Raw genomic sequence first — 15,599 nt, 5'->3', positions numbered from 1 at the left:
TTCCCTCGTCATCAGCTTACATGGTTTATTGTAAACACTTTCTTGAACCCTTAACACAGAGGATATTGAACATAAAGGTGGAAGATTTTGAACTTCCTAACAGATATGTCACCCTTTTACGGAGCCAGCTGTAATTCCTTCAACAATATGCTTCTGCATGGCAAGGAAGAAAATAACGATCGGTAGAACACCTAGTGTTAGACCAGCCAAAGCCAAATCCCATTGTTTCGTGTATTGTCCAAAGAAAGAGAACGTCGCTAAAGGTATTGTTCGCAGTTCAGGACTGTTTAACACGAGAGAAGGCAGCAAATAATCGTTCCAAATCCATAAACTGTTCAAAATAACGACCGTCGTAGACATCGGTTTTAGCAACGGGAATACAATACGCCAGAACACGCCATAAGGCGAGCAACCATCCACCGTAGCAGATTCTTCGATTTCGAGTGGAATGGATTTAATAAAACCGTGGAACAAGAAAACGTTAAGAGATACACCAAAGCCAAAGTAACAAATAATCAAGCCGAGCTTGCTGTCCATCAGTCCTACTTGGCTCGCTACACGAACAAGCGGAATCATGATGGATTGAAACGGAATGACCATCGCCGCAACGAAAGCCAAGAAGACAAGATTATTGAATTTGCTTGGCTTCCGCACCATGCGGTAAGCGGCCATAGAACTGATAACGACTAGCCCAATATTACTGAATACCGTAATGATCAACGAGTTCATGAAAGCACTAGGGAATTTCATGATCGTCCATACTTTTTTGTAATTATCCAAATATAAAGTTTGCGGAAGCTTTGCTGTACTAGCAGCGAGCTCCGGGAAGGTTTTGAGTGAGTTGACAATAACAAAGTAGAACGGAATTAGAAATAGCAGAGCGATCAGGATACCCAGCACTTCAAGCGTGAATAGCCGTCCGGAATATTTTTTGACTGTTTCCATTACACTTCAACCTCCTTACGTTTCGTATACATGACTTGGATGGTCGAAATAATGGCCACTACGATGAAGAACACTAATGCTTTCGCTGTTCCTAAGCCATAGTTGTTATTGCGGAACGCTTCTTGATAAATATTGATCGACACGGATTCTGTGGAGTTGAACGGTCCACCTTTGGTTAAGGAGAAGTTCAGGTCAAACATTTTGAAATTCCACGAAATCGTCAGGAATAGACAAACCGTGACCGCTGGCATAATGAGCGGAATAATAATGCTTTTGAGCACTTGAAAACGGGTTGCTCCATCGATATAAGCTGCTTCGATCATATCTTTGGGCACATTGGAAAGCGCCGCAATATAGATGATCATTAAGTAGCCTGCACCCTGCCAAATACTCACGATCGCAATCGCCCAGAAGGCAGTAGGAGCGTCGCCAAGCCACGGCAGTTGGAAAAAGCCCCAATTCGTCAACTCGCCCAGTGTCCCGAAACCTTTGACGAAAATGAACTGCCAGATGAACCCAAGCAGCAGTCCACCGATGACGTTCGGCATGAAGAAAATAGTACGCAGCACATTTCTGGTTTTCAGCGCTTGTGTTAGCAAGAGCGCCAGAAGGAAACCGACGAGGTTCGTAAGAATGACATCTGTTACGGTAATCCGCGTTGTGAACCAGAAAGCGTTGCGGTAATCCTTGTCATCAAATAGAAGGTGCTTGAAATTGTCCAAGCCGTTAAACTTCACGGTTGTCGTCACACCGTTCCACTCTGTAAATGAATAATAAATGCTCATGAGAAAAGGAATCACGACAATGAGCGCGAAAAATAGGAACGCAGGTCCGATAAACACCCATTGCTGTAATAGTCCTGATAACCCCTTGCTCTGTTTCATGGGAATTTCCCCCTTACGATTAGGTAACTATAACCTATAGTATAAATACCTTTATCCTTCTGAAACACAGATAATCGTGATGCATTAGGTGGAATTTGTTGACCTCTACTGCTACAATATAGGGTGAAAAGTCCACGAAGAAACCGAGTTGATTCGACATGTTTCGTCATAGCATACGCAACAAGCTGATCCTTTTTTTACTGATCGCCACACTCGTTCCGTTCATTACCTCCATTGTAGTCTCCTATATATTCACCAAGGAAAAAGTCACCGAAGACACCGTCACCAACAATTCGGCCCTCATCTCCCAAGCGAAATTGAATATATTAAACTATTTAAATGGAGTTGTTCAAGCGTCAACGACGATCTATACAGGTCAGCATTTGTCAGAGCTCGGACAATTATACGAAATTCTGGAGCGTAAGCAGGATATCGACTACATGAGTGATAAAGTGATCAAAAGCGGGTTGCAGGTCATGTCGCATGCCATTAAGGAGTTCAAACAGGTTTACTTGTATGCTTCAGTAAGTGACCGGTCCTTTTTGTCAATTAACGATTTCACAGGAAGCACCACTGGTAAATACGCTTCTTTACGTCCTTTTCCGGAAGACAAAACCGTTTATTTTGAAACCACTCATTTGAGCCACAGTTACAATATTGCAATTAACGTGTATTCTGCACCAACACCTGTCCTGTCTATGCATCGCAAGCTGCTGTACTCACCCAATAACACCTCTATTGGAGAACTTGTCATTGATCTTCATTTAGACCTTATATCGGAAATTTCGCAGAGCTTGTACACACATGACACTGAGGAACTGTACATACTGGATAATGAAGGCTGCATTGTTTTCGGTCCGGATCCTTCCAAATGGGGGCAATTACTTGAAGATAGCTGGGGAAATGAAGCCATTCACAGCAATTTGGATAGGGGCTCCTATGAATGGAGCAAAGGACCTTACGCCGGCATTAATGTTTATGAAAAAATGAAAACGGACTATGTCGACTGGACAATAGTCAAGCGTCTTCCTTATGATCAATTAACCAAAAATGCCAAGCAATTAACATTAATTAACTCCCTAGTTCTGACTTTCTTCATGCTAATCGTCATCGGTGGAACGATCTATATCTCTATTCGATTTACGGAACCGATAAAGCAATTGATACGATATATTACACGCATTCAAGCTGGTCAGGTTCAATTAGGCCAGGTGCATAAAGATATTGAACTGACGCGAACAGATGAAATGGGTATTCTAGCCAATCGCTTCCATGGCCTTATGCAGGATTTGAATCAAATGGTCATGCGTGAATATCGTTTGGAGCTTGCTAACAAGTCCAATCAGCTTATGGCGCTGCAAGCCCAGATCAACCCGCATTTTCTGAATAATGCGCTGCAATCTATCGGTACGCTAGCTCTGCAGCATGATGCGCCCAAAGTATATGCCTTAATCGCTTCTCTTGCCAAAATGATGCATTACAGCATGAATACGAATGAATCTGTCGTCCCTCTAGGCAAAGAGCTTGAACATATTAAAGCTTATCTGGAGCTGCAAAAGCAGCGCTTTGAGCATCAATTCCAGATCGTCTATGAGATCGAAGAAGACACCAAAGCCATCTCCGTGCCCAAGATGATCATTCAACCGCTTGTCGAAAACTATTTCAAACATGGCTTTAGCCCAAGTGCAGCCGAGGACGGGCTCTTGCGCATTCAATCATCTAAGCATACAGAAGATGAATATGAATATTTACAACTGGTTGTTGAGGATAATGGAATTGGTGTTACCGAGGAGCGTTTACGCGAAATTAGAAACAGACTAAATGCCCCTTCCACGGGCGATGAAGCTTGTATCGGGCTAAGCAATGTGTTGACTAGGGTGAAATTGTATTTCACTGATGATGCTGCTCTTGACATTGAACATGCGCAACCCCGGGGTTTACGAATCGTCATCCATATCCCGATGAAAAAGGGAGCTAACTAATGAAAGTCTTACTTGTCGATGATGAGAAACATGTACGTGACGCCATCCGACTGCTTGTGAACTGGCAGCAGCACGGTATTGATACCATACTCGAAGCGCCGGATGGCGAATCTGCTACCGCGCTCATTGCACAGCACCATCCCGAAATTATTATGACAGACATGATGATGCCCATCATGAATGGCGTGAAGCTGCTGGAGTGGCTGCAAGCAAATGCCCCAGACGCCAAAACAATCGTCATCAGCGGTCATGACGATTTCTCATTACTGCGCCATACCTTGAAGTATGGAGGAACCGACTACATTCTGAAGCCCATTGATCCAGGTCAGCTGAATGAAGCGCTCGATAAAGCGATCCAGGCTTGGACCAAGGATGAAGAGCTTCGTAAAACCAATCGCGAGCTGAATATTGAAATGAATACGATTAAGCCGATGTATTGGGACAAGTTACTATCTGGCATCATCGCTGAGCCCTCCACTTATGAGAGTGCCGCAGAGCAGCTCGATAAGGAACTTCATTTGACCCGGAGCAATAACGAATGTCGGGTTGCCATTTTATCACTAGATACCATGGAACGCAGCGTGAAAAATAAATTCAGCCAGAACATGGATCTATTATTATTCTCGCTCATCAACATTTGTAATGAATTTCTCACGACCGATGGACGCGGCTACGCTTTCCGCCACTGGCACAGTGAAACGGAAATTGTATTGCTATTATGGAAGGATCTGCTCGGCGCCGAGGCTTTTCTTGAAAAGATTAATGAAGGTATGCGTACAGCCTTGCATACACGTGTTGATTTTGGGATAGGTCGTTTACATGCATTCCCTGCTGATGTGACCTTATCTTATCAAGAAGCACGTGATGCGCTTCGCAAACGCAACCTCAAGGCTAGGGATACCTGGATTCATAGCATGTTGAACCCTGCCAAATCTCCTCAAGCTGCGCTTACTTTCACCCAGTACGAGGAGAAAATCAATTTGGCTATCCGCAGCGGCAGCATCGAGCAAATTGAGGAAGTTATCGGGCAGTGGATGGACACCGTCAAGCAAAGCGAGATCATTACACTAGAGCAGCTTGATCTTTGGTGGCGTGAATACACCGTCATGAAACGTCGCTGGGTACAGCAGTTCTTCTCCGGCATTAGCGAGGATAAAGTCAAGGAGATGCTCTCGGATGATCCAACCAGCGTCATAGTACCGCTTGACGAGCAGGGGATTCTTTCCCTTTCACAGTGGCAGCAGGAGCTTACTCGGAGTATCGTACACATGTCCAAGATGCTGCTTGAGAATCAACACAAGGACAAAAATGTTATTTTTGAAATCTCTGAGTACCTTCAGAATCATTATCACGAAGATGTGACCTTGCAGGAGATCGCGAGCCGTTTTTATCTAAGCCGCGAATATATCTCCCGCAAATTCAAACAGGAATTCGAGGTTAACCTCTCGGATTATTTGGGCCAGATCCGTATGAGCAAAGCGAAGGTTCTGCTGCGCAATCCGCATCTTCGGATTTCTCAAGTTGCTGAAATGGTCGGTTATCAGGATGAGAAATATTTCAGCAAAGTTTTCAAAAAGTTAGAGGGGATTACTCCTAATGAATATCGAAAAACATCGAATTCTATCTAAATTTCTGTATAAATAAGGGAATATGCTATACTAGGAGACAGAGGTGATTATCATGAGCATGCAAATCGAGACAACGACGGCGAATTCCTTCCCTCGGGCTGCAAAAGCCACAAAAGCTGGAAGAAAAACGTACGTTTACTTGTTTCTAGGTTGGGTCATGCTGATCGCAATCGGAGTGGCAGCAGCCATGCTGTATACAGAGCATTTAAGACAACAAATAACAACCGATATCGCACAGCAAACCCAGCAGCAATTGCAAGTCGTGCAAGAAGATTATCAGAAGCAAGTTACCCAATTGAAAGACAGCGTCTCAACAGACATGAAAGCTTTACAAACCAAGGTAGACTCCCTGAATGAACTGCTCGCCTTCACGAAGGACAGCGCCAACAGCAAGACCGATAACAGCAACCAGCTCTACACTCAGCTTGCTGATGTGAAGAAGAAGCTGGATGAGCTGCAGAAGAACTTGGATGTGTTAAAATAATGACTACGATTCAAGGTGTTAATCGCGTCTTTCTCCTTGCCTGCGCCCCGTTTGTGGGCATGTTAATATGGCTGCTATTCGTTACCGCGAGTATCCCCATTCATCCATGGTCAACAACAGCGCCGACCCCCGTCTCCTTTCAACAAGAAAAGAGTACCCTAGACAGCCTGCTGACCAAAGCAACGAATGATGCAGCGCAAACCAAGACCATTATTCAGCAATATTTTGAGCTGTATGAGAAGAGCACGGCAGAAGTAACGGCGGCACTTCAGAGTGCCACAGCCCAGGTAGCTAAGCCCGGCATCATCTATGATGCGCGGATTACGGCAAAGCTCGGCAGCCCTATTCGACAAGCCTCATCTGGAAATATCGACTTGAAACTGTTTGCTTTGAATGAAAATAACTACAAAGGTTATGCTCTTAAAGTAAACCTCAAGAGTGATAAAGCCATTAAGCTTGTCTTGGGCAAGGATAAAATGGGCTCGAGCGAGACCACCTTGGAAGCTGCATCACGCTACGGCGCTATTGCCGGCGTGAATGCTGGAGGCTTTGCCGATGACAGCAAAGGCAAGCGCTACCCGCTCGACACGACGGTGATGAACGGCAAGTACTTGAACGGCTTCTTCCCGAGCAAAAACGATACGACCTTCATCGGTTTGAATAAAGACCGCCAGCTTATTGGCGGCAAGTTCAGCTCCCAAGCTGATCTGGACAAGCTTAATCCGCTGATGGGTTCGACCTTCGTTCCGACGCTCCTCAAGAACGGAGCCAAAACGACCATCCCTTATCAGTGGCAGAGCTCGCCGGCTCGTGCAGCCAGGACCGTGATGGCCGATTACAAAAACGACCAGCTGTTGTTTATCGTAACCGATGGATATGATGAAAGCGGCAACTCAGGAGCAACGCTCGCTGAGCTGCAGGATAAGATGCTGCAGTTAGGCATTGTTGACGCCTATAACCTTGATGGAGGCGGTTCAACTACGCTAGTCATGGGGGGAAGTGTCATTAACCGCCCGTCCGATGGAAAGCTAAGACCGCTGGCTACGAACTTTTTATTTTTCAAATAACCGAAATTATTCACACTTTATTCGTTTCTTTTTTTAGGATGGTTGGGTATAATAAGCCTTAACTATATGCTTTTACGTTCTTTAACCTATAGGGGGTGCAGCAATGTTTGGCTTATCAGCAACATTTTGGCTCGTTAATTCCGTTTTTGTACTATTTCTCGTCGCTATGATGACGGCTTCCTATAACGAGGACAAAACTAAGGGCCTGTAAGTTTCCTAAGACTATCGGAATGTTTCATTCTGGTGGTCTTTTTACATTTGGCTGCTTTGGAGCGTCCCACAGTTCCCCTAAAACAAGCGCAAACAAAAAAAAGCACCTCTTTCCACGAAGGAAAGACGATGCTTTTTCGTATTATGCTCTTACTTTAAGTGCATTCATTTCGGTTACACAAATGCCGCATATGTAACGTTCTTTGAATTCACTTACGCTCTCCATACTGCCGCAAAATACACATTTCGGGCGGTATCTTTCCAAAATGATATGATCACCCTGTACCAAAATCTCGACAGGATCTCCTTCATTCATTTGATATCGTTTACGTAACGATTTAGGCAGAACAATACGTCCCAATTGATCGACTTTACGAACGACTCCGGCTGGTTTCATCATAGGACTTCACCTCTCTTCCGCTCTCATTTTCTATGCTTAGCGTCTAGGCTTAGCACATCTATACGGACTGATAGGGAATACTATTCGCCATTGGTCAAGAAACTCCTTCTAATTAAAAGCTGAAATTTCTTTTATTGTCAATTTTGTCGACACAGACCTAAATAATCTCGTCATTCTACTTTCTAGTCAAGGCCTTCGAAGCCTGTCTGCCGCAATCCCTCATAGAGCATAATAGCTGCTGAATTGGATAAGTTGAGCGATCGGACGTTATCTGACATCGGAAGTCGAAGCAGCGTCTCTGGATGCTGACGCAGAAGTTCTTCCGGGAGACCTTTCGTCTCTTTACCAAATACAAAAAAGTCGCCATCCTGAAATGTAAATTCTGTGTAACGCTTCTTCGCCTTCGTCGTTGCAAAAAAGAAGCGATGCTCTTTATACATTTCCAGCACCTCGTCAAACGAATCGTGATACTCGAGTTTAACGGAGTGCCAATAGTCCAAGCCTGCACGCTTCAGCGTTTTGTCATCCGTCTGGAAGCCCAGCGGTCTAACCAAATGGAGATGCGTGCCTGTTGCAGCGCATGTCCTTGATATGTTTCCTGTATTTGCAGGAATTTCGGGTTCTACTAGTACAATATGAAAAGCCATCTCTGTCAAATTCACCTCATCTTCTATCCTATTATATGCGCCTAAGGATTGCAATTTTACACAGCGTTAACTTTATCTTAATATGTCGATGATAGAGCTCCCGCATAATAGAGTTATCCTTCTCGATAAAAGGAGTCAACCTAATGCTAAAGAAAAAGATCCTCGTTGTCGATGACGAACCTTCAATCTCAATGCTTATAGAGTTCAACCTGAAGCTTGTGGGCTTCGAAGTATATTGCGTATTCGATGGTGAAGCTGTATTTGATGCAATTCAAACTTTTCGACCTGACCTCATTGTTCTAGACCTTATGCTGCCGAAAATGGACGGCTTTCAAGTATGCCGCAAGCTTAGAAATCAGAATAACCTCGTTCCGATTATTATGCTTACAGCCATGCAAGACCTTACGGATAAAATCGCGGGGCTGGATAACGGTGCTGACGATTATATGACGAAGCCGTTTTCGCCGCAAGAACTCATTTCCCGTATTCATGCTATTCATCGTCGTATTCAAACTTTACCGTCCGCGACGGAAAACACGCCTATTACAATTGGCCAGATCTCGATTAAAGCTGACCAACGGGAAGTTACGATGAACGGCGCACCGATCGAACTTACTCCGAAAGAATTTGAACTGCTGCTATTCTTATGCAAACACCGTGGCAAAGTCCTAAGCAGACAACAACTGCTTCATGGTGTCTGGGATTACCACTTCCTTGGTGATACTCGAATCGTCGATGTGCACATTTCTCATCTACGCGATAAAATCGAACAAAATGCTCGCAATCCGGAATATATCATGACGATTCGCAATGTTGGTTACAAGCTGACAGAACCTGTCGTCAAAGAATCATTGGCTTAATGAATAACAAAATCGCCGCCCACTCTAGGAAGCAGGGGCGGCGATTGCTTTTTTTATTTACCATTCATCAATTCTCTAGCACTTTCTAGCTCCAAACTGTGAAGTTTGCCAACACGTCTGCGGAAATGTTCTTCTGTACTGAATTCTGCCTGTAAAAACGAGCGGACTAAATCCTCCGCAAGCCAAGGACCAATGATCTGTGCGCCCAAGCACATGATATTCACATCATCATGCTCCACACACTGATGAGCCGAATGAATATCATGGCATACCGAAGCCCGGATGCCAGGAATCTTGTTGGCTGCAATTGCGGCGCCTACGCCTGTACCGCAAACCATGATCCCCCGCTGAAACTCCCCTTCACGCACCGCGTTACAAACGGTTCTGGCCACATCCGGAAAATCGACCGGCTCTACCGAATGACAGCCGAAATCTGTAACCTCTACGCCAAGTTTAGCAAATAACGGCTTCAGAGCCACTTTCAATTCAAAACCGCAATGATCGCTTCCGAGTGCAATCTTCAATTGTTGTCCCTCCCACAATCCTTCATAGCTTCGATCAGCATGCGGAACAATTGCAAGTCCTCTTTGGCATCCTCCGGCGTTGTTTTCGGCGTCAAATCGTTAACGACCACATCGTAAAAATATTCAAATTGGCACGTGTAAGCATCCTTAAAGGTAGGACGAATCGCTGTTTCATTATACGCTTCTTCGTTTGTTTCATTCACCTGCAGCGTTGTAGGAAGATGGCGCATGTACGGTGTATTGTATTGGACTTTCAGCGATTTGTTGTTCCCGTAAACCTCAATGTGCGCATCAAACCGTCGTATATTGTCTATCCCCGTTTCATAAGTAACATGAAATCCGTCATATTCCAAAATCGCGCTCATAAATCGGCCGTTATTCCATTGCCGAGCGGAAACAACCCTTTTGGGGAATCCGATCACTTCCCTCATAGCTGATAAATCATGGCTGCCAAGCCCGCAAAGCAAACGATAAGCTGAGCGCAAATCCGCAGGGGCTTCGCCGATGGCATCCTTCACCAATTTAGCCGCACGATCGGCACGGTCTGTTTTGGCGTGTTCACTGGTATCATCGAAACGGTGGACCTTGCTGGATTGGTCGATAAATAAGTGATTTCCCCCAATAATATCGCGGACCCTCACGTAGTTGATTTTATCCAGCTTCTTCACTTCTTCAACCATTTGCACAAATGCCGGGGCGTACCTTCTCATATACCCTACCATGACCTTCACGCCCATTTCATCCCGGACACGGATGATGTCGTCAGCTTCCTGCAAGGTTAAGCACATCGGTTTTTCAATTAACACATGCTTTTTGTTTCTGAGAGCGGCAATCACACAGTCAGCATGATATTCATCACTATTGCAAATGAGAACGGCATCTAGCTCTGGAAGGCTCGTCATTTCAGCTGCGTCTACATAACGGTTTGGCACGTGATACCTGTTCCCGATTACCTCCAAGAGCTTAGGTGAAATGTCGCAGATTGCAGTAATTTCATACCTCTCGGACAAGGCTTCCAATACGGGAAAATGGATAATTTGGGCAACCTCGCCAAGACCAATAATGCCTATTTTTAATCTGGACACGGAAATCTTTCCCCCTTTAAACGGCCAGCATGGATTCCGTAAATGTATTGATTTTTTGGAGTCTTGCGTGAAAAGCTTGGTACAAGCCATCTGCTTGCTCCTGAATCGTTTTTTGATTAGTTGTGTACTTATTCAAGCTTGTCGCGTAATCCACCTGCTTAATCAGCTCCGCGGGGATTGATGTCGAACCTTTCAGCGCGCCAGCCAGTCCGCCAGCGATTGCAGCTACGGCCCCTGTATCTCTTCCCATATTTACGCCGGCAAGGATGGCTTCATACGCGTTTCCATTTACCAATCTTAGAATGCAAATCGCTTTCGTTAATGCTTCGTTCGCAAAGCTGTTGCAGTACGGAACTCCGCAGCCGTAATAAATTTTGTCAAATGCCTCTCTCAAATCACGGAAGTCTTTGCAGTGTGCGGTGCGTTTCAAGCCAGAGTCCAGTTCTTGAATGACATTATCGCGAAGGTAGCCGTACTTGTTGCCGTCAATTTTAAGCGCAAGATCGCTATAGTCGCAATATCTGAAAATGTCGCCAATAACGCTATCCACGGTTGCACCTGGCCTAGTAGCCGAAGCAATCGCTGCCGCGGAAACACCTGCCCAACGCACTGCGTAGCTTTTGGAGGTCTGATACAGCTGTCCAATTTCAAAAGCATCGGCAACCGCATTGCGAACATCACCGGCGTTAATTAAGCCGATCGGCTGACAGGAGCCCGACGCACTGCTCATTCCCGCGTAATCGCAATATTTGCCGATATCTCGGGCAGGGATACCGCTTTTGGCAACCGCCAGCAGCGTATTTTCAAACGGTTCTAAGAGGGTTCCGCTTGCTTCCGATTTCATGTCTCTCACCCAGATGGAGCGAATATCTTCCGCATTCACACGATCTTGCTTGGCAAGGATCGCCGTCGTCATCAGCTTTTGTCTTTCCACGCCGTCTTCCGTAGTACCAGCCTCACGTGTCCAACCGCTGTTATTGCGCTCATATGGCAAAAATGTATCCAAAACGCCGTATTTCGCTTCAATCTCTTGATGACTCAACCCCTCGACAGGCGCGCCCATGGCAGCACCCACCTGAGTTCCGGCAATACAACCATAAAATTTATCCTTTAGACTAACATTTTCGCTCATTGAATGAACTCTCCTCACATAGTTAGATTATGCTCTATAGTTAAACCGCAGACATTTGTTCCGAATACGCTTTCAGTTTCAGCAGTCTTGAATGATAAGCCTGATACAAACCCTCCGAGTGTTCTTTCATCGTTCTGTGCGAATTACTTACAACATGCAGCGAAGTTGCGTAATCAACTTGCTTGATCCATTCCTCAGGAATGGATTTCGTTCCGCTAAGCGCGCCAGAAATTCCTGCAGCAACCGCTGTAACACAGTCCGTATCCCGGCCCATATTAATCGCAGTGATCAAAGCATCTTTGACATTGGCATTGACCATTCTAAATATGCATATCGCCTTGGTTACAACTTCATTCGCATAGCTTACCTCGTAAGGAATGCCTCTAATACTGTACGACTCATACAAGACTTTGCGCAGCTCGCGAATATCCGTAATGCCTTGCGTGCGTTTAAGTTCACGGTCAATTTCCTTTACGACCACATCCGGATCGCAGTAGTTGTAGATCGCTCCAATTACACTGTCAACCGTTGCATTCGCTTTCGTAGCCGTTGCAATTGCCGTTGCCGTTACGGCTGCCCATTTTAACCCGCGTCCATTGGATGTCTGATACAGTTGTCCGACTTCATTCACATCGTTAATCGCATTTTCCACATCACCAGCGTTAATAAGTCCAATCGGATGGCAAGAACGGGAGAAGCTGTTCAGTCCGGCATAATCACAATATTTACCTATGTCTCTGGCGGGAATACCGCTTTTTGCCATCGCTAACAATACGGCTTCGAATGGCTCCGAGATCATGCCCGCTGACTCCGGCTTAATTTTGGCGATCCACTGTCTGCGGACTTCCTCTGCCGTCACTCGATCCTGCTTCTCAATAATGGCGGAAATCATCAACTTCTGTCTCTCGACACCGTCCTCGGTCGTACCAGCCTCGCGCACCCAGCCATTATTGAAATGCTCGTAAGATACCAATTTATCCAAGATGCCATACGTTTCTTCTGTACGTTCAAAATCCCAGCCCTCTACAGGTGCTCCCATCGCAGAACCAATATGAACACCAGCAATACATCCGTAAAATTTGTCCTTTAAGCTCACTTTTTCGCTCATAGATTGTTCTCTCCTCAATTTGTTCTATGGATTATTTGTTATTAACTAGGTCCTAATGAAGTTTTTCTTGCACGATACAAAACAGATAGCTAGAAACATCACCCCTTTCAAGATACCCATGACATGAAATCACCAAATGGTATCGTTGCCATTTTTAAAAGCACAGAGGATTTAAAGGACATATTCCTTGCCGCAAGCGAACACGTTAACTCCTGTCATATCACCGTAGAGCACTTTGATTTCCACTTCGTATTCCCCGGCCTGATTCATCCGTTGAGCATACGTCCCCCATGCCTTGCCGGTGCTCCAAAATGAGGTGAACCGGTCTTGATGGATCACAGGTGTAAACGCCATTCTGGCCTGAACCATGTCGTATTTGAACCCGCTTAATGCAATGAGCAGACCCCAACTGGCCATGGAACGGGCATAATGATGACCGCATTCCACTTCGTTCCACGGATTGCGCCGTATCCCGTCGTGCCGATCACGAACCGTTTTGACAAGCTTCAAGCCTTCTTCCAGAAAGCCTTCGTAAATCAGATGTGTAGCTACCTGGTATTCAATTCCGGTCCACACTTCATCTGAATATACAAATGGCAGCCTCGGACGGCCGCCCTGCGGCCAAGAGCAAAGCAGCAACCCTTGTTCATCGTTAAGCGCATAAACACGTTGGCAGTTGGCATGCTTGTTAAAGTTATCTCTAAAATTATGCCTATACACTGCACTCAGTGCGCTCTTCACTTTGTCTGGCGGTAGTAGATATCCAAGGCCGTACAAATGGGCAAATTGCTGGCCCAGTATCTGATCGGAGAGGCACCCTAAACCAAGCTGGTGCTCGTGCTGATCTACATCCTCAACCTTTTGTACATAGTACTCACCGTTCCACATTAATTGGTCAAGCCGGATTACGCTTTTTTCATAGATGTCCCGATATGTCCTCGCTTTGTCGGCTTCTCCGAGATATGCCGCTAGTTCCTCTGCTGCCCGCAAAGCGCCTAGGAATAACGTTCCAGTCAACGGGTTCGGGCCATGGAAATCAATATCGTACGTATTATGCTGCTGCCCGTCAAATACATAATCACCATCTGTATCCCAGTGTTTCATGCCGTATTGTAAGGCTTTCTGAACGGAAGGCCACAGCTCCTTAACGAATTCATCGTCCCCGCTAAGCTTCCATTCTCTGAACACCCGCATAATAGCGCCCATCTGGCCATCCGCAGCACCCGGCGCTACGATGTTGCCTGGCCAAACGAATTCCGACTCGAACACTTTCGTAGCACGGTAATTCATTTTGCCATCCTCGTGCACTTCCTGCAAAAACTCAGTTCGTCTCATATTGCGTTCTAACGATGGAAACAAAAAAGCCGCTGTCTGCGCGTAGTTCCATACGTGCGTACAAGTTCCTTCACAGCTGCCCAAGTGATCCAAGCTGCCTTCAAAACCAAAGAAATTGCCGTTTTTTAGCCAGAAGCAGGTTGTACTCCGAAGGACGGTCATGTTGGCGGACATCGCGTCAAGCACGTAATCAGGCAATGTACTGTTGAATAAAACGTCTCGGAACAGATACGTTTCCCTTTCTAATCGCTCAAAATGCTGGACGATGTAAGCTGCTGCCGACCATGAGCTGTCAAAGCGGTTGGCGTAATAGTTTTGAGTGATTTCTCTACCTTCTGCTCTGACACGGAACTGCTCGCTCCAGCCATTCATACGATTCGGGAAATACCAGCTCATAATAAACTGGAACTGCTTCGTCTCACCCGGAGCCAACGTTTCATAGATACCCAAAGAACCAGTATCCGTTTTGCGCTCATCGGAAGGTAGGTCATAACCAAGATCGTTCAGTCGGCCGTCTTCTGCGAAATCGTCCCAAAACTCCTGAAGATAATCAAAATGGGCGCCTCGCAACCATACCCGCTTACTCGTAATATTTGGGTTCGCTGTTACCAATGACATATTTCCAAAAAGCAAATCCGTGCTTGAGCTAGCATGCTTATGCGAATGAAAAAAAAGGCCGCTAATTCCATCTTTTTGCGCAAATTCATTTACATTCCGACCTGTGTATGGCAGATCCATGCTGCCGAAAGCATTAAAGCTAATCCCGCCTACAGGGTTAATTAGCGAACCCGCGACTGTCACATCTACAGGACGATCCGTTACATTTGTAACCCAATAGGTCATTATTGTCCCAGGGATACCAGAATCATCGGCATTCAAGGGAATGAATGGTGTATAGGCCTCCAATTCCACTTCCACCGGCAATTCAGAATCCTCGAACGCGATTCGGCAGATCGGATACTCACCTGACAGGCGGGATGCTTCCATTCTCGGAAGCCCTCCTCCTGCATACGGGGAGTATCCGTGCGGCTTGCTGTGCGGTGGTTTGAATTGCGATTGCAGTACCTTTGCAATGGAAGGCTCTCCCTCTTCCTTAGCCCATATTGCAAAATAAGAATTAGGAAAATGAAGTCCTTTATCGGGGTGATTGAAGAGCTCCCAATCTCTGAACTCTCCCCGGCTGCCAAGGGATACGTTGCCAGTACCAATTCCCCCTAAAAGGAATGCTGCCTCCGTCGCTTCACCGGTGAATGATCTGGCTGACCGGACATGTGATACTTTCTTCTGGGATAACACCATGTTTTCTGC

The 15,599-nt window shown here is 45.8% G+C and carries 14 protein-coding genes; 5 read left to right on the top strand and 9 right to left on the bottom strand.

Annotated elements, in window-relative coordinates:
- Nucleotides 1-108 precede the first annotated feature (108 nt).
- Complete coding sequence (locus tag AC58VC_RS12800; protein WP_497369152.1) at nt 109-945, bottom strand: carbohydrate ABC transporter permease; 837 nt, start codon at nt 943-945, stop codon at nt 109-111.
- Nucleotides 945-1,829 (bottom strand): carbohydrate ABC transporter permease, encoded by an 885-nt coding sequence (locus AC58VC_RS12795; RefSeq protein WP_497369151.1) that lies wholly within the window; start codon nt 1,827-1,829, stop codon nt 945-947. Before AC58VC_RS12795 ends, AC58VC_RS12800 begins: the two co-directional genes overlap by 1 nt.
- Nucleotides 1,830-1,987: 158 nt before the next feature.
- Between AC58VC_RS12795 and AC58VC_RS12790 the strand changes: the two genes are divergently transcribed.
- The 4 genes from AC58VC_RS12790 to AC58VC_RS12775 are packed head-to-tail and all read left to right on the top strand — an operon-like array spanning nt 1,988 to nt 6,990.
- Nucleotides 1,988-3,811: a cache domain-containing sensor histidine kinase gene (locus AC58VC_RS12790; RefSeq protein WP_497369150.1), complete on the top strand. Its 1,824-nt coding sequence runs from the start codon at nt 1,988-1,990 to the stop codon at nt 3,809-3,811.
- Nucleotides 3,811-5,439, top strand: coding sequence for a response regulator (locus tag AC58VC_RS12785; protein ID WP_497369149.1), 1,629 nt, complete (start codon nt 3,811-3,813; stop codon nt 5,437-5,439). Before AC58VC_RS12790 ends, AC58VC_RS12785 begins: the two co-directional genes overlap by 1 nt.
- A 52-nt stretch (nt 5,440-5,491) precedes the next feature.
- The gene (locus tag AC58VC_RS12780) at nt 5,492-5,923 is read left to right on the top strand and encodes a hypothetical protein (RefSeq protein ID WP_161408825.1); all 432 of its coding nucleotides are present in this window, start codon (nt 5,492-5,494) and stop codon (nt 5,921-5,923) included.
- Complete coding sequence (locus tag AC58VC_RS12775) at nt 5,923-6,990, top strand: phosphodiester glycosidase family protein (RefSeq protein WP_497369148.1); 1,068 nt, start codon at nt 5,923-5,925, stop codon at nt 6,988-6,990. Before AC58VC_RS12780 ends, AC58VC_RS12775 begins: the two co-directional genes overlap by 1 nt.
- Nucleotides 6,991-7,342: 352 nt before the next feature.
- Here AC58VC_RS12775 and AC58VC_RS12770 read toward each other — a convergent pair whose 3' ends face one another.
- Both AC58VC_RS12770 and trmL read right to left on the bottom strand, forming a co-directional pair.
- Complete coding sequence (locus AC58VC_RS12770; protein ID WP_497369794.1) at nt 7,343-7,597, bottom strand: AbrB/MazE/SpoVT family DNA-binding domain-containing protein; 255 nt, start codon at nt 7,595-7,597, stop codon at nt 7,343-7,345.
- Nucleotides 7,598-7,782: 185 nt separating this feature from the next.
- Nucleotides 7,783-8,247: a tRNA (uridine(34)/cytosine(34)/5-carboxymethylaminomethyluridine(34)-2'-O)-methyltransferase TrmL gene (gene trmL, locus AC58VC_RS12765; RefSeq protein WP_161408823.1), complete on the bottom strand. Its 465-nt coding sequence runs from the start codon at nt 8,245-8,247 to the stop codon at nt 7,783-7,785.
- Between the two features lie 143 nt (nt 8,248-8,390).
- Between trmL and AC58VC_RS12760 the strand changes: the two genes are divergently transcribed.
- Entirely contained in the window at nt 8,391-9,107 is a 717-nt protein-coding gene (locus AC58VC_RS12760) for a response regulator (RefSeq protein ID WP_497369147.1), read from the top strand.
- A 53-nt stretch (nt 9,108-9,160) separates the two neighbouring features.
- Here the strand turns inward: AC58VC_RS12760 and rpiB are convergent, their stop codons facing one another.
- The 5 genes from rpiB to AC58VC_RS12735 form a co-directional block, all read right to left on the bottom strand.
- Entirely contained in the window at nt 9,161-9,631 is a 471-nt protein-coding gene (rpiB, locus tag AC58VC_RS12755; protein ID WP_497369146.1) for a ribose 5-phosphate isomerase B, read from the bottom strand.
- Nucleotides 9,628-10,716, bottom strand: a complete 1,089-nt coding sequence (locus AC58VC_RS12750; protein WP_497369145.1) for a Gfo/Idh/MocA family oxidoreductase — start codon at nt 10,714-10,716, stop codon at nt 9,628-9,630. Before AC58VC_RS12750 ends, rpiB begins: the two co-directional genes overlap by 4 nt.
- 16 nt (nt 10,717-10,732) lie before the next feature.
- The gene (locus tag AC58VC_RS12745; RefSeq protein WP_497369144.1) at nt 10,733-11,848 is read right to left on the bottom strand and encodes an ADP-ribosylglycohydrolase family protein; all 1,116 of its coding nucleotides are present in this window, start codon (nt 11,846-11,848) and stop codon (nt 10,733-10,735) included.
- A gap of 40 nt (nt 11,849-11,888) precedes the next feature.
- The gene (locus tag AC58VC_RS12740) at nt 11,889-12,956 is read right to left on the bottom strand and encodes an ADP-ribosylglycohydrolase family protein (protein ID WP_497369143.1); all 1,068 of its coding nucleotides are present in this window, start codon (nt 12,954-12,956) and stop codon (nt 11,889-11,891) included.
- Between the two features lie 171 nt (nt 12,957-13,127).
- A complete protein-coding gene (locus tag AC58VC_RS12735) occupies nt 13,128-15,590 on the bottom strand; it encodes a GH116 family glycosyl-hydrolase (protein ID WP_497369142.1) in 2,463 nt (820 codons plus the stop codon).
- Nucleotides 15,591-15,599: the final 9 nt, after the last annotated feature.

It is taken from the genome of Paenibacillus sp. J22R67, assembly GCF_059692175.1.
This window is presented reverse-complemented; position numbering and strand designations above follow the sequence as displayed.